Origin of the sequence: Nonlabens sp. Ci31 (genome assembly GCF_012974865.1) — a bacterium.
Classification (GTDB): Bacteria; Bacteroidota; Bacteroidia; order Flavobacteriales; family Flavobacteriaceae; genus Nonlabens.
In genome coordinates, this window is record NZ_CP043633.1 from 2,962,056 (window position 1) to 2,979,834 (window position 17,779).

The window sequence follows — 17,779 nt, forward strand, 5'->3', positions numbered from 1 at the left end:
AAGTTATGTGAAGGTGTTTGTAAAGTTGGTAAGAAATTGTGATTGATTACGTTGATATATGATTTGAAGATAAATACAAAGTATGTGATCCTATTCTAAGACCTCAAAATCTATCCGGCTAAAATTTGCCACCGCTACTTTCGCCCCTCCAGTGGCTACTTTTGGTCCCATTAACTATTACTTGCAGTCGATGAGCTTTTTTTCGAGAGCAATGCAAACGACAGATTTGCTAGCTTGCTACTAATTAGTAGTGGTTGAAGAGGAGTTGGTTAATTCTCCTTTTCAAGTCCTATTCTCAGAACTATTTACAACTCGGCAGCTGCCTTCCACAACGCATCCTTAACATTCACAGGAGCGATAATCTTAACCTGCTGCTTTTTTACAGGATGCACAAATTCTAATGTTCTCGCGTGAAGATGAATACTGCCGTCTTTATTACTGCGTTTGGCGCCGTATTTTAAATCTCCTTTGATCACACAACCTATTTTACTCAGCTGTGATCTGATTTGATGATGTCTTCCTGTTTCCAGTTTTATTTCTAAAAGCGTATAACGATCCAGTTCTTTAATCACAGTATAGGAGAGTGCTGCTTTTTTAGAGTTGGGCACCTCATGATCATGTGCGTAACTTTTATTTTGCTTCGGATTGCGGACCAGATAATGTTCCAAACGGTCTTTTTTCTTAGGTACAATTCCTTCTACAATTGCCCAATAGGTTTTGTCAGTTTCATGAGTAGCAAAAAGTTTGTTCATTCTAGGCAATGCTTTTGAAGTACGTGCAAATATCACAACACCGCTTGTAGGGCGGTCTAATCTATGAACCACGCCTAAATAGACAGCACCAGGTTTATCGTACTTCTTTGAGATATACTCTTTGATCACATCAGGGAGAATTTCATCTCCAGTTTTATCTCCTTGCACGAGATCTCCAGACTGCTTGTTGATAGCAATAAGGTGGTTGTCTTCAAAAAGGATGCGGTGGTTGATAGACATAGGGTAGAATCGAGTGGTAAAGGTAAAGTACTTGTAACTTTTTTATAGTATAATATCTTCATTGTATGATAGTGTTATTTGTTGCCATCTTACATTACTATTATCAAACTATGGGTGCAAGCGTAATTACAGTTTTTAAAAGACAAATGACCTTTAGGTTTAAAATACTCACTATGAATACATTAAATATTTTTTTAAAGATATTTCAGCCATTTATTTACCATTCCATGCAGAGATAGTTTTTTAAACTCCATAGGTAATCTAAGTTTTTCTAAACACGAGTATTCATTCAATTCTTTAGGAACTTATAAATAAAACTGCGGCTGCCGATTTCTCGTTTATACAGTATGAGAAATACTAGCATTTTTACTTTACTCGTTTTACTACTTCCAGCGATAGCCATCGCTCAGAAAATTGATAACCTATCTTCCATACGCGATATCAAAAACACCAACTACTTTAGATTTCATTACGATAACGATTATTTTGCTGCGTCAGATAAGAATTATACGCAAGGTTATAGTTTTGAATTGGCAACTCCATTTTTTAAAAACAATCCTGCCAACTATCTTTTCTTAAAGCCAAAAGAAGTGGAGACTCGTTATGGATTAGCCATAGAACACATAGGCTTCACGCCAGGTCGCTATGATTTACCCGAGATTCAAGTAGGAGACAGGCCTTTTGCAGCGGCTATTTTTTTAAAAAGCTTTGTAATCGCTACAGACAGCATCAACAAAAGCCGGTTTACTTCTTCTTTCAATTTAGGAATCATAGGCCCAGCAGCTTATGGTGGCGAGATGCAAATTGGAATACATGAGGCTACTGGAAATAAAACTCCTAGAGGTTGGGGAAATCAAATCAAGAATGACTTGGTTATGAATTACGAAGTAGGTTACGAAAAACAATTGCTTCAATACAAAGACCTATTCTCTATTCAAGCCCAAGCAAACACAAAAATAGGAACGCTTTTTACCAACGCCTCTATGGGATTCAATTCTATGATTGGAATTATAAATTCGCCATTTTCTTCTGCGGAGAAAAGAAACGGGTTTCAACTCTATGCGTATGTCCAACCTATACTAAACGTCATAGGCTACGATGCCACACTCCAAGGAGGATTGTTCCATAGGAGCAGCCCTTACACTGTAGATTCTAGAAATCTAGAACGACTCAACACACAGTTCAATTATGGTATCGTTTTAAAAACGAAAACCTTGTATTTGGAATACACGCGTTCCATCATTTCAAAAGAATTTGATACTGGAGAAACTGCAAAGTGGGGCGGGATCAGGATTGGGTTTACGATTTGACATAGGATTAGAAAAAAATCCCCATTCACAAAGCAAATAAGGGATTGTTTAATTGTAACAAAAGCATTTCCTAAGGGCAAAATAAATGCTGCCCTTTGGAAAATAAAGTCATGAGTAGCTTAGAAAAGAACTGTCTTGTTGGATTTATATGAATTCAACTACGAAGAAAAGCTCCATTCAAATTTGTTCAGTATCTGTTGCGTACCTATCAAAACCCAATCAATAAGATCTTATAATTCGTTTTTTCGTTTAAGGTGGTCTAAGACTTTCCAGATAATTAAGGCCACACCTATTAAGATACCGAGAATTAATAAAGTATTGATATAAAGCACGTTTTCAAAAATCCAAAAGGTAATCCCAGAAAATAAAATTAAAAGGCTGCCGCACATTACCCGTATGCTTGATATTTCAATAAAGCGATCGAGAAGCATTCCAAAAGCTTTAGTACTTAAGTATGACATTTATTCAGTATTAATTGATATTTTAATTTTTTAATTGATGCCAACCAAGATCACCGTGTATTCCGAACCTATTAATAACTGTTTTTCGTTTTTTAAAATCAATTTCCATTAATGCCGCTACGGCTTCATCTCCAATAGTCCATTTTAATTGACTATCAATCGCATACTTGATATTTATAATGTTCAATTCTTCAGAGCTCAGATTAGTCTCGTTCTCAAAGCTTAACAGGCAGCTGGTACCGTCCTTATAAACTATAACTTGAAGTTTTAACACCCCTCTAATTTTGTTAAAGGCATCCTCTTTCATGCTCTTAATCAATAATTCAAGGACATCTTTATCCTTAATTTTTGCAGTGGTTTCTCTGCTTTCTAAGCCGAACTGTTGAGTGTTACATTCGTTCAATTTTACTTTGTAAATGTTCTGAGCAAATGTGACTTGATAAGTAGCTAATAATAAGAAACTAAGGATTAATTTTTTCATGTTGTTAATAATTGGATGGATTTACGTGTTCATTATTTTTAATGATAATAAACCATAAGTTGGTGTGGCTAACATACCTTTTTTCTCTCTCTGAATAAGCTGGAGCTAATAAATCTATAGAGGGCAAAATATCAACAATTAGTTTCTTTAATAGACTGTTGTTAGTTGTATTAGTTATTAAATCTAACTTTCCATTAGCTTTAAAGCTGATCCCTACATTCACGGTGTCGTTGACAAATACCATTTTTCTTTTAATACTTTCATCAATAATGATGTAACTAATTGCGTTTTCAAGACAAGAGGAACTTTGAGCACCTTCGCAACCAGCTATTAATGGAAACAAAGGTTTAAAGTTAAAGACATTTTGATTCTTCTGCGTAAGCGCTGAGGTGTCTTTTTTTCTTTTTGTAGAACAGGACAACATCACACCACATAGAAAAAGACAAGAGAATAAGGTTTTTAATTTCATTTAATGGCAATTAAATTTTATACTGGTAAAAATAAAGAACTGGTTCTTCTTTATCTTTAATGATGTCAAATTTAATAACATTGCAAAAAAAAAATCCCCATTCACAAAGCAAATAAGGGATTGTTTAATTGTAACAAAAGCATTTCCTAAGGGCAGAATAAATGCTGCCCTTTGGAAAAAGAGGATCATTTAAAACAAGCCTTCATTCTTATTAGAAAAATAATTAAAATCGTGATTATTCTCAATCTTCAATAAAGATTCATAAATCATTTTGATCACATTTTCTACATCATCTCTGTGAACCATTTCTACAGTAGTGTGCATATAACGTAATGGAAGTGATATCAACGCACTTGGTACGCCACCATTAGAATAAGCAAAAGCATCTGTATCTGTTCCTGTAGAACGAGAAGTAGCTCTTTTTTGATAAGGAATCTTTTTCTCATCTGCGGCATCCATGATCAGGTTGCGCAGGTTGTTTTGAATCGCTGGTGCATAGGCGAGGACAGGACCTTTTCCTATGGCTGCGTCTCCATTAGATTTCTTTTCGATCATAGGAGTTGTCGTGTCGTGGGTCACGTCTGTAATGATCGCTACATTAGGTTTTATGGTATGCGTGATCATTTCTGCTCCGCGCAATCCTATTTCTTCTTGAACAGAATTAGTTATATACAGTCCAAAATCCAATTCTCGCTTATTTTCTTTCAATAAACGCGCTACTTCAGCAATCATGAATCCGCCCATGCGGTTGTCCAGTGCGCGACATACAAATTTGTTTTTGTTCAATACAAAAAACTCATCTGGATAGGTAATCACACATCCTACATCTACTCCAAGTGCCAGTACTTCGTCTTTAGTCTCACAACCGCAGTCTATAAAAATATTGTCTGGTTTAGGAGCTTCTTCTTTGGACTTATTTCTAGTGTGAATCGCTGGCCAGCCGAATACTCCTGTCACGATTCCTTTCTTGGTATGAATGTTTACTTTTTTAGAAGGAGCGATTTGATGGTCAGAGCCACCATTGCGCACGACATAAATAAGGCCATCGTCCGTAATGTAATTCACATACCACGAGATCTCATCTGCATGCCCTTCTATAACGACTTTAAACTTTGCATCTGGATTGATAACGCCTACAGCGGTACCGTAATTATCTGTTATAAAGCTATCTACATAAGGTTTTAGGTAGTCCATCCATACCTTTTGACCGTTCCATTCATAACCAGTAGGAGAGGCGGTATTGAGGTATTTTTCTAGAAAGTCGAGTGATTTTTTATTTAAAATGCTTTTTTCAGCCATGTGATAAATTTTAGAGCGTGAAGATAATAATATGGTCGCAAAAACGCTTGTATTCTATTGGGTTTCTTATTTTTGGAACACTTTTAGAGCATACTTGTTTATGATAAATAATTTAATTTTTTTACTAGTGGCTTGTGGCGGTCTCGCTTTCGCGAAAGCACAAGTAATACCAACACCCAAACCCGTTTCAAAAGACTCGATAGCAAAGGCAGTAGAACAATATTTCTACGTGGATGGCGACTCATTAAGTGCCATAGAATTGGATAAAGTCCTTTTGATACAAGACTTAAATTTTGACAGTAGGTACGAGCGCATACGTTATTTAATCTTAAAACGCAAGGTGGAAAAAGTATGGCCCTATGCAAAACTAGCGGCAGAACGTTTAACCGTTCTCGATAAACGACTCGCCTCTTTAGAAACCAAAAACCAAAAAAAGAAATATTCTAAGATGGTCGAGGACTATATCGAGGGAGAATTCAAAGGAGAGCTTAAAAAACTGTCCAAAACCGAAGGACAAATACTCATTAAACTCATCCACCGGCAGACTGGAAATACGGCTTATGATTTATTAAAGCGCTTAAGAAGCGGTTGGAGTGCATTTTGGTTTGATAAAACAGCAAGTGTTTTTGATATGTCTCTAAAAGAAGAGTACCGACCAGAAACCGTTGTAGATGATTTTTACGTGGAAGACATCCTTATGAACAGCATTACTGATGATAAATTGGAGGATCAAAAGCCTGCGATTGAGTTTGATTATTTTGCTGCGCGTGCGCATTGGAAATCTTATGAAAGAGAACTTCCAGCAAATTATGACAGTATTCAACTCGCTGCAAGAGCTAAACGCATCCAGGAATACAACGTGAAAAAAGCACGCAAAGCCAGACGTAATAATTGATTTACTCTCCAGTTCCTTAACTAAATCCGAAGGTCTTATAGTATCAGGCACCTCTTGTTGCTCCATACGATAAACTGATTCAAATTATCCTTTAGAATATCAATAAAACCATATAATAGACAAAGCCTATAGTGAGTTTTTAAATCATTTACAATGCTATTAATCAACTATTTAAATACTTCAAGTAAATATATAGTTTACATCATTAAATGGGCTTACGATTCTTTATACTATACTTCAAAAAGTTCACATTACAGCTCATAATTACATTAAAAGCTCCTCTAATTTGGAGTGCTTCGTCTTTGTTAGTAGAGTTCACGCTTTGGATTTGGTCCAACATTAAGTTGTGTTGTTAAAGCTGAAATAACGAGTTTTAAAAAAAGGAGCTATTTTTAAGATAGCGCTTTTGTAATCGTATAGGGTGCCTTACATTTGTTATTTATAATAATTCTAGATAATAAATTACAATGGGTAGAAAAACTTCTCAAAAAATGCGCGAGTTGCACAGGTATCTGGGCTTTTTCCTTGCAGGTATCATGGCTGTTTATGCGATAAGTGGTATTGCGTTAATCTTTAGAGATACAGAATTATTAAAGCAAGAGACCACCATTGAAAAAACAGTCGAGCCGCAGCTAACTATAAGCGAAATAGGCCCAGCTATTCCAATAAAAAAACTTGAAGTAACTCGGGAGGAAGCAGGGATCTACTATTTTGAAAATGGTTTTTACAACAGTCTCACTGGAGAAACGCAATACACTAAAATGGAATTGCCTTACCTATTAGATAAACTCACTCACTTCCACAAAGCAAAGTCAGGGCAGCCCTTGTTCTTTTTAAACATCTTCTTTGGAGTTGGCTTGCTCTTCTTTGTAATATCAGCATTCTGGATGTTTATGCGAGGTACTGAAATCTTTAAAAAAGGAATTCTCTTTGCTGGCGCTGGATTGGTCTTGACCTTAGTCTTATTGTTTGTATAGTTGTTCCTGCTGAATTAGACTTAGCAGTTTAATAATTAGATCTCAAAACTAAAGTTCACTCCAAAGAAAAATCCTCCGAATAGATGTTAAATCTACAGGGAGGATTTTTTTTATTCTATTTTATATCAAGACCTTTTAAGCTGTATGATGCCTATAGAGTTCAGTAATCTAATAATAAGGTAGGTAACGTCTATTTCGTACCATTTCACACCAAAGTTAGCACGATTAGCGTGTTTGTGGTGATTGTTGTGATAACCTTCTCCCATCATCAAGAAATCAAATCGGAATAAGTTCTTACTGGTATTTTTCATTTGGTAATTCACATAACCATAGATATGACCGAACCAGTTGATGATCACACCATGAATAGGTGCCATCATAAGGGTAACTGGTAATAATAACCATTGCCACCAAGCAGTTACAAAGTAAACGAAGAATAATACGTACAAAGTAATCCATAAAAGCCTAGAGAAACGGGAGCTAGCAAATTTGTCAAAAGCTTTCCATTGAGGTACATTTTTAGTAAAACGTGCATCTACTTCTACGAGCTCTTGATTGATGTCTTGATAAATAGTTTTGGTCTTCCACATCATGGCAAACATATTATCATCAAATCTTGGGGAATGTGGGTCTTTTTCTGTGTCGGTAAAAGCGTGATGCATTCTATGCATGATGCCGTACCCATAGGCACTTAAATAACTAGAGCCTTGAAAAATCCAAGTGAGTACAAAAGTAATGCGTTCCATTGTTTTAGACATCGTAAACACTTGATGTGCCGCATAGCGATGTAAAAAGAAGGATTGAAAGAAGAGTCCACCGTACCAGAGAGCTACAACTAAGAGTATAACAGCCATAAATCTTTTTTTTACAAAGGTAGGAGCAGTACCCTTGTAAAACTATGAACCTAGATCAAGAAATTCGCTTTCTAATGCGGCTCAATGCTTGTGCGGTAACACCTATATAAGAGCTGATATATTTCAAAGGCATGACACGTATCAATTGAGGTCTTTCTTTAAATAATTTCACGTATCGCTCTTCAGCGTTAAGATTCAAGAGGTTTTGTTCCCGTTTAGATTTTATTAAAAAAAGTCGCTCTGCGGTTAATCTGCCTATAAGATTCCCTATCTGCGTCTTTTTGTACACATCCTGTAAGTCCTCATAGGTAATACTGAGTAAACTTGTTTTGGTCAGTGTCTGTAATTGATACAATGAGGGCTGTCTGGTTAAAAAAGAGTCGTAGGCACTTATAAATTGGTTTTCAAAACTAAAGCCAAAAGTGATGTCTTTTTCATCGTCTTCTTTAGGAATAAACAAGCGTACGATTCCCGACTCTATAAACGAAATCTGATTTTCTACCTCACCTAATTTTAGAAAAATTTCTTTTTTAGGAATCACTCGCTGCGTTAATTTTGAGGTAAAGAAATCCCAGTCCTCTTCAGAGATGTGAGCAATACTTTCTAGATATTCTTTAATTTGTTCCATTTAGATCGATCCTACTAATTCCATTTCAAAGATAAGCGCATAGAAACAAATTAATAGATAGCAGTTTCCTAATTAAAAGGTAATTTAATAAGTGCCGATGGAGCAGAGCAATGTATTGTGCAGCATGGAACAAACTTTTGGTAGACTGCGTGGATATTTTGAGATTACCAGGATGTTTTTCCACAAGCATTCGTTTACTATTGTCGCTCCAACTAGCATCTTTCTTTATGATCAGTTCTATATCAAGTCGCCTTGCGGAGTACGGAATAGACTTTAAGCAGACTGCGTGGCATACCTTGTACGTAGCACGACTATTCGTAACGACAAAACTAGGGGCATTCCTACTGGTTCCCCATCAAATTTGGTGTTTTTATCCCTGCAAAGCTAAACTTGCTTTACAATTGGGACACGCAATTTTATGACCTTTCATTAAATTTTTAGTAAGAAAAGGGATTGCGGTACCACAGTCAGGACAAGGGATGCTAGATTTTTTTTCTTTTTTGATTTTATTAAAATTTTTGAACACTTCCATTTTCTGTTGATCCAAGTCTGTTTTTTCTGTCCGTCCAATTTTTACATCACAATTGGAACAGGAAAAAGTTTTTCCTTTTAAGAATTCTTCTGTGTTTATTGAAATAGTAGTTTGGCAATTGGGGCAGGGGATGCTGTCAGACATTTTATGAGTAATTATTAAGTGCGTCACAAATATAACCCTATGTCGCATTCTTAAAACACCATAATCATTTAGACCTGATAGGGTGTTTTCAGAGGTATTATATTTGTTTTTGATAAACGGTATGATCCAGATACTTTTAGAGTTCTTGCTACATCATAAAACAAATGAAAATGAACATCATTAACATTCAACCTTTAGGGTTTCCATGGAAGACACAAGATTCCTTTTTGTTCTGTGCACATCATCGAGATTTATACCCAGCTAGAGATACGTATTTAGGGATTCCTGATGTTTAAAAAGCAGGTAGAAACATAGATCAAGTTTTTATCATCAAAGATGGACTAGGAATCTATCATGGTAGTCTTGTACCTAGTTTCCCATAGCTCACGCACAGCGGGTTTGAAACAAAAAATGTAGTAGATGGGATAGATTGCTTTGGTTTTTAGACAATGGTATTAAAAACTGTATGAGGTCTATTTTAATTGGAACGATATCGAGAATGATTTTTCACTACAATTTTTGGCATTTTATATGAGTAAGAAGCTGCACACTTGAAACATATGTAGAACTACTATAAAAACTGAATAGCAAGTTGTAAAATCATTACAATAAAAAAGTCCCGCTATTCTATGATAGAATTGCGGGACTGATTTAAATATCAATACTTATAATTTAATGATTACTTAGGCATTAAAACTTTATTGATAACATGTACGGTTCCATTTGAATTCTCAATGTTAGCTATTACAACTTCTGCTGCATTTCCATTTTCATCGTGAACGAAAACTTTACCATCCTCTGTAGTACAAGTTAATTCACCACCTGCTACTGTTTTAACAGTTGCTTTTCCATTGTTCTTTTCGATAAGACCCAATACATCTGCAGCTTTAATGTCTCCAGAAACTACGTGATAAGTTAGAATACCTGCTAACTGACTCTTATTTTCTGGTTTTAATAAAGTTGCTACTGTTCCATCTGGTAATGCATCAAATGCATCATTTGTTGGAGCAAAAACGGTAAATGGTCCTTCACTAGATAATGTTTCTACTAGATCAGCTGCTTTTACAGCTGCTACTAAAGTTGAAAGTGCATCTGTTGCAATTGCTGTTTCTACGATTGTTTTGTTTAAATCTGACATAAATTTGTTTTAAGGTTAATACTGTTTCTATAAGTTCGTACGTGCCTCTACTAACTTACCTGTATTAACTAGGCTTTAACTAGAAAGTGATAAAATTGGCAAATTTTAAGTTTTTAAAAAAAAACGATATCCAATTTTATAAGCTCGGGATCAATATTGCTATTATGGATGCTCAATATTTACTTCTTAGTTAGATGTACACCATTGATTACATTTAAAACACCATTTCAATTTTCAACTTTTGGCATAATTAATTATGCGTTATTTACATTTTCCTCCCTTACAAATACTTCTCTCCCTCTGTTGAGAATGTTAGCATTTCACTAGCTAAAATTTCAGCATTTGCTCGGCACTTATTTTTTCTACAGCTATTAGTTTATCTGCCGTTTTAACATCAATAGCTGCGATCTGTTATGTTTAGATACCAGTGCGATTTAAAGAGACAAACGACCTTAATACTAGAAGTATGTTACCAAAACTTTTTTAATGTTACAATCGTTCTATTGTTAAACCAACATATTTATAAACATAAAATATTTGTTTTAATCTCTTAGCCTTTAAGAATCAGTAAAATTTAAATCACGAAGCAACTCAAATATTTTTAGATTAAAATAAGGTACCGCTGCTATAAGATGATCAAATATAGCTGCCATTATATATTCATAATTCTTCCTGCGCTTATCAATACTGATGGCGTAAATTTCAATTGAAATCCTGTGACTAATAGGAATTAGCTAGAGCACTTGGAACACTATCTACTTGTTGTTGCTAGAATAATTTTCAATACAGGTTTCCATATACTTTCTAAAAACATTAATAGTAGTTAGGTTACTTTCATTTAAAGGCAACTCTTCATTTATAGTTTGGTCTTTATTACAAGCCTCAATACCACCATCAGGTTATAGAGAACAAAGAGATGGTGAAGCCGTTAACGATAACATTTATATGTTTGGAGGAGCAGACCATACCTCAAGTTCTTCACCTGGGCCAAATTCAATAAATTTATCAGACGAAGTGATTGTTTACAATAGTTTGAACGGTACGTGGATTCAAGTACATAGCATTACATAATGCAGTATTCGAATCGTTAACTTCAAAATTTAGCCAGATCATTATAGTCGTAGGGAATAAAAATCGAGATCAAACTAGTTCCTTTATTGGTAGTTATGATGTTTTATCATACACTTAGAGCGAATTGCAAACTACACTTAACCTGGATCATATTACTATAAGAGGTATAACCGCACTCGACGATGACATTTACATAGCTTATGATGATTTGGTTACACTTATGCCAAACATCATAAGCATAAAGTGGTTTAGACTTCACTTCTATAGATTTTTGATTTATAAATTAAAACGCGATCAATTATTAAAAAACAAGTAATAATTATTTTGCTTGCAATACTAAGTTTAGGCCTTAATTTTGGATGAAAATATTCCTCCAATAACAACAACTATTGTATCTACATCAATAGTAAGAAGTAAACTTTTGGAAATGGCGAAGAAGAAATCGTTCAACAAGACATTTTTAGTACAGTCCAAAACACTAAGGACGATTTAATAATTAAATTGAATTCAATATCTCATGTTCCTGACGATCTTTCAGATACAGGTATTGAATTTTTTCAATCTACTATTATTGTTGTTTTTGACTAGATAAAAGCTAATAGGACACTTTTAGATTTAAATATTATTTCCAATTCTAAAATAAGAATAGTCCGTGCAGCGATCTAGCTGTAGCAAGAATACAGTACCAAGACATTATGATCCTTTTCATTTAACAATTTTAGAGGTAATAAATAGCGTTTATAACGCTTACTGTAACGTATAATTACTTTGTTATTTTTTCACCTAATTGTGTCAAATTATGCAGCCTTTATTCAGGACGGGGCAACTTCTTTATGGAATTAATCTTCCCTTTTCAATTTACCTGTATGATTTTCTGTTTTTAATACAGGTAAGGATACAACAACTTATATTTGTGACGTCGTTAACAAACTATGTTAACGTATTCAATCTACTAAGCACATAGTTGCAGATGACATTTATATTATTGTATATTATCAGAATCTGTTCGTATTTCTAGGCTTTGTTAACGAGCAGCTTTATTTATTTACAACATAGCTTTAACCCAATATTAAAATTTAATTAATGAAATTTGCAGTTTTATCAGCCAGTCCTAACCTCTATTCTACAAAAAGAATTATAGAGGCAGGTAAAAAGAAAGGGCATGAAATGATCATCATAGATCACACAAAGTGTGATTTAGTTATTGAAAAAAAGAAACCTATCGTTATTTACAAAGACGAAGAAATACGAGATCTCGATGGAGTCATTCCTCGTATAGGTGCTTCGGTAACCTTTTTTGGTACCGCCGTAGTGCGTCAGTTTGAAATGATGAAAATTTTTACGGCTACAGAGTCGCAAGCTCTTGTGCGTTCTAGAGATAAGTTGAGAAGCCTTCAAATTTTAGCTAGAGCAGGTCTTGATTTGCCGAAAACTGTATTTAGTAATTACTCTAAAAATGTGAGCAATGTCGTAGAGAAAGTAGGCGGTGCACCACTAGTTATTAAGTTATTAGAAGGTACTCAAGGTCTTGGTGTGGTATTAGCCGATAATAAAAACTCTGCCGAATCTATCTTAGAAGCTTTTAATGGTTTACAAGCTCGTGTGATCGTACAAGAATTTATCAAAGAGGCAAAAGGTGCCGACTTACGTGCTTTTATAGTTGATGGTGTGGTAGTAGGGGCGATGAAAAGACAAGGAAAGGAAGGGGAATTTAGATCTAATTTGCACAGAGGTGGATCAGCAGACATCATTGAATTAACAGATGAAGAAGAAAATGCAGCTTTAAAAGCAGCTAAAGTAATGGGATTAGGTATTGCGGGTGTAGATATGCTACAGTCGGCAAGAGGTCCTTTAATTTTAGAAGTGAACTCTTCCCCTGGACTAGAAGGGATCGAGACAGCAACAGGTAAAGACATTGCTTCCCAAATTATCAAATACGTAGAGAGAAATGCATAACAGTAGTATCGAAGTTTTAGGAAAAGTCATTTCAGAAGGTAAAGGGCTTCAAATCAATCTCGATATCGCAAAACTTCATACACGCACAAAAATAGAAGTGCCTATTATTATAGAGCGGGCAAAGGAACCTGGTCCTACCATTTTAATCACTGGGGGGATTCATGGTGACGAAATTAACGGAGTAGAAATCGTCAGGCAACTGGTTGCCAAAGGCTACCACAAGCCTCAAAAAGGAATGGTCATCTGTATTCCAGTGGTTAATATTTTCGGCTTTTTAAATCAAACCCGTCAGTTTCCTGATGGAAGGGATTTGAACCGGGTTTTCCCTGGCTCTAAAAGAGGTTCTCTAGCCAGTATATTTGCTTATCATTTGATGAAGGAAATTGTCCCGCTGGCCGATTACTGTTTAGACTTTCATACGGGTGGTGCAGATCGTTTTAACGCTCCTCAAGTAAGAATTAATGAAGGAGATGAAGAAAGCTTAGAGTTGGCTAAAATCTTTGGAGCTCCTTTTATTATGAAATCCAAACGCAGAGAAAAATCATATAGAGATTCTGCTATCAAATTAGGGAAAAAAGTTCTCTTATTTGAAGGTGGAAAATCTTTAGATATAGATAAATCAGTGACTAAGGTGGGTGTCAAAGGAGCTTTGAATTTGATGCATCATTTAGGTATTAGGGATTTTTCAAAAGAATTAGCTAGCAAGGCAAAAGTTAATGAGCCTATTGTTGTAGCAAGTTCTAAATGGATCAGAGCGAGCTATTCTGGTATGTTTCGCAGTAATGCAGTTTTAGGACGACTATACAACAAAGGGGATAAGATCGGTAGTATTTCAGATCCTTTCGGTTTTTTTGAAAAAGATGTCAAAGCTCCTGTAAAAGGCTATGTCTTTTGCATCAATAGAGCACCTGTTGTGAATAAAGGCGATGCCGTTATCCATATGTCTATAGAATAGTAGGGGCAAACCCTTAAAAGTACATAGGTGGAGCATTAGAAATAAACTCGAACTATAGGCATCATAAAAAAAGCTTTCAAGTAACTTCTACTTGAAAGCTTTTTTTTGTTCCTGTAAGAGCAGGTTTTATTGGGAGGAATCATCGCGTTCCAGATTATTATTTCGTTCTCCACCTTGACTGTGAAGCTTATTTTCTTCATCATTTAGCCCAGTGGTATCATTTTCTTTATGGGCAGCTATTCTTCCAGGAACATCTAAATCTTTTCCTGTAAAGTCTACTTTTTTGTTTCTGTTTTTTAGTTCGCGATCAGCGCTTCCATCATTGTGAATATTATCCCTATCCTCACCTAACAAGGCTTTATCTTCCTTAGTTATGTCTGGATTATAAGCTAATTTCTGTTCGGTATTTTCGGCTTCCTTTTTCATAATAAATTGATTTTAAATAATATAACAAATAAGTTACTTACTCACCTACCGATTAACATTATGAAAACATATCTTAACAAGAGTTTGTTATTTAATTCCTGCACTTGAATGATTTGGAACATTCAATAGGAATGGTACTTATGCAGGAGGGAAGAGGGCAGTAGTAACTGATCTGTTTTAGGTAGTTCTTTTTGTTCTGCTTTCTCAACTGTTGACAGGCATGTCGTTAAAGCCCTAAGTAGCATAAACATTCATAATAGAACTAATGGGTCACTCTTTGCCGCTTGCTATAGCTTGATTAGTGATTTTAGTCAAATCGGTAAAACTCGAATTACTAGGCAGTTCAAATATTTCTAAATTGAAATAAGGTACTGCTGCGATCAGATGGTCAAATATATCGGCCATGATGTACTCATAATTTTGCCAGCGCTTATCACTACTAAAAGCATACATCTCTATAGGAATTCCGTGAGCAGTAGGAGCTAACTGCCGTACCATGATCATCATTTCCTTATTGGTACCCGAATGATTTTCAATATAGGTCTCCATATACTTTCTAAATACTCCTATATTGGTAAGATTTCTACCGTTTAACAACAATTCTTTATTGATGTTATTTTCGGTATTATATGTTTTGATGTCAGATTGACGGGATTCTAAATAGGAAGAAATCAGCTGAATTTCTTTTAACCGATCTACTTCCTCTATAGATAGATGTTTGATACTGTCTAATTTGATATTTAAAGCTCGCTTGATACGTCTACCGTCGGATTCTTCCATTCCTCGCCAGTTTTTAAAGGAATCAGAAATAAGCGCATAAGTAGGAATGGTGGTAATGGTTTTATCAAAGTTTTGAACTTTAACCGTCGATAGGTTGATCTCGATCACATCACCATCGGCGCCGTATTTTTCAAAGGTGATCCAGTCACCTATACGTACCATATCGTTTATAGATACTTGTATACTGGCTACAAAACCTAGTATGGTATCTTTAAATACTAAAATAATAATGGCGGAAGCTGCACCAATAGTCGTAATAAATTTAATGAACTCTATACCAGTTATGATCGCAAAAGCAGATAGTATTCCTAGCGCCCAAGCAAAAATCATAAACACCTGTATGTAGCTGTCTATAGGTTTATCATTTAAACGAGGTAAGGTTTTGAAGTAATCTCTAAGCGCATTTAATAAACTACGGCCTATCCATAGGGTGAGAACGATAGCAAATACCTTAAATCCTTTTTCTACTATATTTTCAAAGTATGGAAAATCGATAAATACCTTAGGAATAAATTCAAGTATCACTAGAAGCGGAATGATATGAGCTACATTTTGAGGGACCTTGTTCTTTACTAATAAATTATCAAAATCGGTTTTGGTCTTATCGCTAAATTGAGTGAATAATCTGATAATCACTTTACTCGTAATAAAATCAATAATAAAGGCTGCGATCAAGAGTGCTAAGAGCAAGCTGATGAGGTTTACATATTTGGCTGCGGTGTCTGAGAGTCCTGTTGCTACTAAATAATCATATAACAGATGTTCTATATTCATAAGAGTGGCCTTTGTTGGAAGCTATTGGTAGTGGAAGAAGTGTTTTTTTCTAGTTTGCAAAATTAGGTATCCTTGTGTAGAATAGTCTTGGTTTAACAAGATTTATTTTAAAATTCTTAGAGGAAGATAAAGTTGGTAGACCGCTTTAAATAAAGAAAGTAGCTCTTATAGAAACAGATGATAGCCTTTAATATTAAAGAATAGTAGTAGCCTTTTTGTTAACAGTGTTGTCATTTGGATAAATGGCACTATCTTTGCTCTAACAAAAGTATTAATAAAAATAAATTACATTACGATGAGTAAAGGAACAGTAAAGTTTTTCAATGACACTAAAGGATTTGGATTTATCACAGAAGAAGGAGTTGAAAAAGACCACTTTGTACACATTTCAGGATTAATCGATGAGATTAGAGAAGGTGACGAAGTAGAATTTGATTTACAAGAAGGAAACAAAGGACCAAACGCGGTAAACGTAAAAGTTCTCTAATATATAGTTATATATTTTGACAAAAGCCCCATCAATATTGATGGGGCTTTTTTATGGTCGTTATTTTAATAGCTAACTGCCTGTTGATGTGTTACAACTTCCCAATTAGATCCAATAGTTTGCACATCATAATGACCTTCGACAGGCTCAGTACAGGTAATATCAGTACCAGCGAGTGCAGAAAATAAAACCTTACCTAAGTAGGATGAAGACCTGCCAGAGTAAAAATTAGAAGAGATTGAGATCTCGATCACAATTGGCAGATTTTGCATTACTTCGATAGCCTATGCTGAGTTGATCGACGTGTTCAACATAGGCCAGCGCAGTATGTATTTTTTATTCTTCTTCGGCAGTAGCGAGCACGTCTGGTAGTTCTAGATCTTCATTTATCGTGTTCACAGCAGGAACTGAATCTTTCAAGGCGACAAATGATTTTAGACGGTCCATATCTTCCTCCTCACCAGAGAAATAAGGAAACACGTCCATGATAGGGGACTCAGCCACCGCCGGAATGGTGTATTCACCCATCGTATCTTTCATTGTGGTGACCGTATTTTCATAAGCTTCCTTGACATCATTTGCTTGAACCAACAAGTACATATTGGTCTTGCGTTCCTTGCCACTTTCTTCGTCAAAAGCAATAAGCGACACACGGGATTTGAACCAGCGATCTGTATTTTCAAAAGGGTGGATCTCTGCATAATTGGCCACCTTGATATTGGTGATCTTAATTTCTTCACTTTCGGGCAAGTAAGCTGCCATTTCTTCAGTGATTCTACTCTCGGCTTCTGTATAAGAAATCGCATCTACCAAAAAGGGCTCTGTCTTTATTTTTTGTGTGCCAGAGGCTTCATCAAATTTTCTATATTTTACTTTACACTCGTACCAAGTTGCACTCATATTTTTGTTTTTAGGACGCCAAATATAGGCTGCTGCACCAGCTGCAAACCTTAAAAAATAGAATAGATGTTCACAAATTAGGTTTTTTGTTTTTAGATGATTTGTTTTTAGGGAATTAAGAATTTTGTTGGTGGTTTCGCTTTCGCGAAAGAGAGATACAAATAGAAGTTTATACTGAATTGTGCTTATTGGGAAGGAGAGATAAACGTTTATAGAGACCTTGATTCCGTAAGATATGATGTTAACATAA

General features: G+C 35.3%; 19 protein-coding genes. 7 read left to right on the forward strand and 12 right to left on the reverse strand.

Annotated features, from left to right (window positions below; genetic code table 11):
• Positions 1 to 305: 305 nt before the first annotated feature.
• The gene (locus F0365_RS13050; protein WP_169934092.1) at positions 306 to 992 is read right to left on the reverse strand and encodes an RluA family pseudouridine synthase; all 687 of its coding nucleotides are present in this window, start codon (positions 990 to 992) and stop codon (positions 306 to 308) included.
• Between the two features lie 347 nt (positions 993 to 1,339).
• Between F0365_RS13050 and F0365_RS13055 the strand changes: the two genes are divergently transcribed.
• Positions 1,340 to 2,302 carry a lipid A deacylase LpxR family protein gene (locus tag F0365_RS13055; protein WP_169934093.1) on the forward strand — a complete coding sequence of 321 codons (963 nt, stop codon included), beginning with the start codon at positions 1,340 to 1,342 and terminating at the stop codon, positions 2,300 to 2,302.
• A 230-nt stretch (positions 2,303 to 2,532) separates the two neighbouring features.
• Here F0365_RS13055 and F0365_RS13060 read toward each other — a convergent pair whose 3' ends face one another.
• The 4 genes from F0365_RS13060 to F0365_RS13075 form a co-directional block, all read right to left on the reverse strand.
• Positions 2,533 to 2,763, reverse strand: coding sequence for a hypothetical protein (locus F0365_RS13060; protein WP_169934094.1), 231 nt, complete (start codon positions 2,761 to 2,763; stop codon positions 2,533 to 2,535).
• Between the two features lie 22 nt (positions 2,764 to 2,785).
• Positions 2,786 to 3,244, reverse strand: a complete 459-nt coding sequence (locus tag F0365_RS13065; RefSeq protein WP_169934095.1) for a hypothetical protein — start codon at positions 3,242 to 3,244, stop codon at positions 2,786 to 2,788.
• A gap of 4 nt (positions 3,245 to 3,248) precedes the next feature.
• Positions 3,249 to 3,713 (reverse strand): hypothetical protein, encoded by a 465-nt coding sequence (locus tag F0365_RS13070; protein ID WP_169934096.1) that lies wholly within the window; start codon positions 3,711 to 3,713, stop codon positions 3,249 to 3,251.
• 189 nt (positions 3,714 to 3,902) lie between these two features.
• On the reverse strand, positions 3,903 to 5,012 hold the full coding sequence (locus F0365_RS13075; protein ID WP_169934097.1) for a M42 family metallopeptidase: 1,110 nt from the start codon (positions 5,010 to 5,012) through the stop codon (positions 3,903 to 3,905).
• Between the two features lie 100 nt (positions 5,013 to 5,112).
• Here F0365_RS13075 and F0365_RS13080 point away from each other — a divergent pair, with 100 nt between their 5' ends.
• Positions 5,113 to 5,907 carry a DUF4294 domain-containing protein gene (locus F0365_RS13080; protein WP_169934098.1) on the forward strand — a complete coding sequence of 265 codons (795 nt, stop codon included), beginning with the start codon at positions 5,113 to 5,115 and terminating at the stop codon, positions 5,905 to 5,907.
• 467 nt (positions 5,908 to 6,374) lie between these two features.
• The gene (locus F0365_RS13085; RefSeq protein ID WP_169934099.1) at positions 6,375 to 6,884 is read left to right on the forward strand and encodes a PepSY domain-containing protein; all 510 of its coding nucleotides are present in this window, start codon (positions 6,375 to 6,377) and stop codon (positions 6,882 to 6,884) included.
• A 125-nt stretch (positions 6,885 to 7,009) separates the two neighbouring features.
• Here F0365_RS13085 and F0365_RS13090 read toward each other — a convergent pair whose 3' ends face one another.
• The 3 genes from F0365_RS13090 to F0365_RS13100 form a co-directional block, all read right to left on the reverse strand.
• The gene (locus F0365_RS13090) at positions 7,010 to 7,738 is read right to left on the reverse strand and encodes an acyl-CoA desaturase (RefSeq protein ID WP_169934100.1); all 729 of its coding nucleotides are present in this window, start codon (positions 7,736 to 7,738) and stop codon (positions 7,010 to 7,012) included.
• Positions 7,739 to 7,793: 55 nt separating this feature from the next.
• Positions 7,794 to 8,366 carry a Crp/Fnr family transcriptional regulator gene (locus F0365_RS13095; protein ID WP_169934101.1) on the reverse strand — a complete coding sequence of 191 codons (573 nt, stop codon included), beginning with the start codon at positions 8,364 to 8,366 and terminating at the stop codon, positions 7,794 to 7,796.
• A 370-nt stretch (positions 8,367 to 8,736) separates the two neighbouring features.
• Complete coding sequence (locus F0365_RS13100; RefSeq protein ID WP_169934102.1) at positions 8,737 to 9,042, reverse strand: hypothetical protein; 306 nt, start codon at positions 9,040 to 9,042, stop codon at positions 8,737 to 8,739.
• Between the two features lie 170 nt (positions 9,043 to 9,212).
• Between F0365_RS13100 and F0365_RS16680 the strand changes: the two genes are divergently transcribed.
• A complete protein-coding gene (locus tag F0365_RS16680) occupies positions 9,213 to 9,338 on the forward strand; it encodes a hypothetical protein (RefSeq protein ID WP_262889009.1) in 126 nt (41 codons plus the stop codon).
• Between the two features lie 383 nt (positions 9,339 to 9,721).
• Here the strand turns inward: F0365_RS16680 and F0365_RS13105 are convergent, their stop codons facing one another.
• Complete coding sequence (locus tag F0365_RS13105) at positions 9,722 to 10,180, reverse strand: fasciclin domain-containing protein (RefSeq protein WP_169934103.1); 459 nt, start codon at positions 10,178 to 10,180, stop codon at positions 9,722 to 9,724.
• 2,154 nt (positions 10,181 to 12,334) lie between these two features.
• Between F0365_RS13105 and rimK the strand changes: the two genes are divergently transcribed.
• Both rimK and F0365_RS13115 read left to right on the forward strand, forming a co-directional pair.
• Positions 12,335 to 13,207: a 30S ribosomal protein S6--L-glutamate ligase gene (rimK, locus tag F0365_RS13110; RefSeq protein WP_169934104.1), complete on the forward strand. Its 873-nt coding sequence runs from the start codon at positions 12,335 to 12,337 to the stop codon at positions 13,205 to 13,207.
• Positions 13,200 to 14,162: a succinylglutamate desuccinylase/aspartoacylase family protein gene (locus tag F0365_RS13115; protein WP_169934105.1), complete on the forward strand. Its 963-nt coding sequence runs from the start codon at positions 13,200 to 13,202 to the stop codon at positions 14,160 to 14,162. Before rimK ends, F0365_RS13115 begins: the two co-directional genes overlap by 8 nt.
• Before the next feature lie 126 nt (positions 14,163 to 14,288).
• On the opposite strand, the gene F0365_RS13120 is transcribed toward F0365_RS13115, so the two are convergent.
• Positions 14,289 to 14,588 (reverse strand): hypothetical protein, encoded by a 300-nt coding sequence (locus F0365_RS13120; protein WP_169934106.1) that lies wholly within the window; start codon positions 14,586 to 14,588, stop codon positions 14,289 to 14,291.
• Positions 14,589 to 14,858: 270 nt separating this feature from the next.
• On the reverse strand, positions 14,859 to 16,142 hold the full coding sequence (locus F0365_RS13125) for a mechanosensitive ion channel family protein (protein WP_169934107.1): 1,284 nt from the start codon (positions 16,140 to 16,142) through the stop codon (positions 14,859 to 14,861).
• 295 nt (positions 16,143 to 16,437) lie between these two features.
• On the opposite strand from F0365_RS13125, the gene F0365_RS13130 reads away from it, so the two are divergent.
• Positions 16,438 to 16,629, forward strand: coding sequence for a cold-shock protein (locus F0365_RS13130; RefSeq protein ID WP_101013943.1), 192 nt, complete (start codon positions 16,438 to 16,440; stop codon positions 16,627 to 16,629).
• A 336-nt stretch (positions 16,630 to 16,965) separates the two neighbouring features.
• Here F0365_RS13130 and F0365_RS13135 read toward each other — a convergent pair whose 3' ends face one another.
• Entirely contained in the window at positions 16,966 to 17,529 is a 564-nt protein-coding gene (locus tag F0365_RS13135; protein ID WP_169934108.1) for a DUF4494 domain-containing protein, read from the reverse strand.
• Between the last annotated feature and the right edge of the window lie 250 nt (positions 17,530 to 17,779).

Bases quoted from the DNA above. Each gene is read 5' to 3' on its own strand.
- F0365_RS13100 (WP_169934102.1), bottom strand. From the start codon at position 9,042: ATGTCTGACAGCATCCCCTGCCCCAATTGCCAAACTACTATTTCAATA.
- F0365_RS13115 (WP_169934105.1), top strand. From the start codon at position 13,200: ATGCATAACAGTAGTATCGAAGTTTTAGGAAAAGTCATTTCAGAAGGT.
- F0365_RS13120 (WP_169934106.1), bottom strand. From the start codon at position 14,588: ATGAAAAAGGAAGCCGAAAATACCGAACAGAAATTAGCTTATAATCCA.
- F0365_RS13065 (WP_169934095.1), bottom strand. From the start codon at position 3,244: ATGAAAAAATTAATCCTTAGTTTCTTATTATTAGCTACTTATCAAGTC.
- F0365_RS13080 (WP_169934098.1), top strand. From the start codon at position 5,113: ATGATAAATAATTTAATTTTTTTACTAGTGGCTTGTGGCGGTCTCGCT.
- F0365_RS13070 (WP_169934096.1), bottom strand. From the start codon at position 3,713: ATGAAATTAAAAACCTTATTCTCTTGTCTTTTTCTATGTGGTGTGATG.
- F0365_RS13060 (WP_169934094.1), bottom strand. From the start codon at position 2,763: ATGTCATACTTAAGTACTAAAGCTTTTGGAATGCTTCTCGATCGCTTT.
- F0365_RS13075 (WP_169934097.1), bottom strand. From the start codon at position 5,012: ATGGCTGAAAAAAGCATTTTAAATAAAAAATCACTCGACTTTCTAGAA.
- F0365_RS13055 (WP_169934093.1), top strand. From the start codon at position 1,340: ATGAGAAATACTAGCATTTTTACTTTACTCGTTTTACTACTTCCAGCG.
- F0365_RS13105 (WP_169934103.1), bottom strand. From the start codon at position 10,180: ATGTCAGATTTAAACAAAACAATCGTAGAAACAGCAATTGCAACAGAT.
- F0365_RS13050 (WP_169934092.1), bottom strand. From the start codon at position 992: ATGTCTATCAACCACCGCATCCTTTTTGAAGACAACCACCTTATTGCT.
- F0365_RS13135 (WP_169934108.1), bottom strand. From the start codon at position 17,529: ATGAGTGCAACTTGGTACGAGTGTAAAGTAAAATATAGAAAATTTGAT.
- F0365_RS13130 (WP_101013943.1), top strand. From the start codon at position 16,438: ATGAGTAAAGGAACAGTAAAGTTTTTCAATGACACTAAAGGATTTGGA.
- F0365_RS13085 (WP_169934099.1), top strand. From the start codon at position 6,375: ATGGGTAGAAAAACTTCTCAAAAAATGCGCGAGTTGCACAGGTATCTG.
- rimK (WP_169934104.1), top strand. From the start codon at position 12,335: ATGAAATTTGCAGTTTTATCAGCCAGTCCTAACCTCTATTCTACAAAA.
- F0365_RS13090 (WP_169934100.1), bottom strand. From the start codon at position 7,738: ATGGCTGTTATACTCTTAGTTGTAGCTCTCTGGTACGGTGGACTCTTC.
- F0365_RS16680 (WP_262889009.1), top strand. From the start codon at position 9,213: ATGAACATCATTAACATTCAACCTTTAGGGTTTCCATGGAAGACACAA.
- F0365_RS13095 (WP_169934101.1), bottom strand. From the start codon at position 8,366: ATGGAACAAATTAAAGAATATCTAGAAAGTATTGCTCACATCTCTGAA.
- F0365_RS13125 (WP_169934107.1), bottom strand. From the start codon at position 16,142: ATGAATATAGAACATCTGTTATATGATTATTTAGTAGCAACAGGACTC.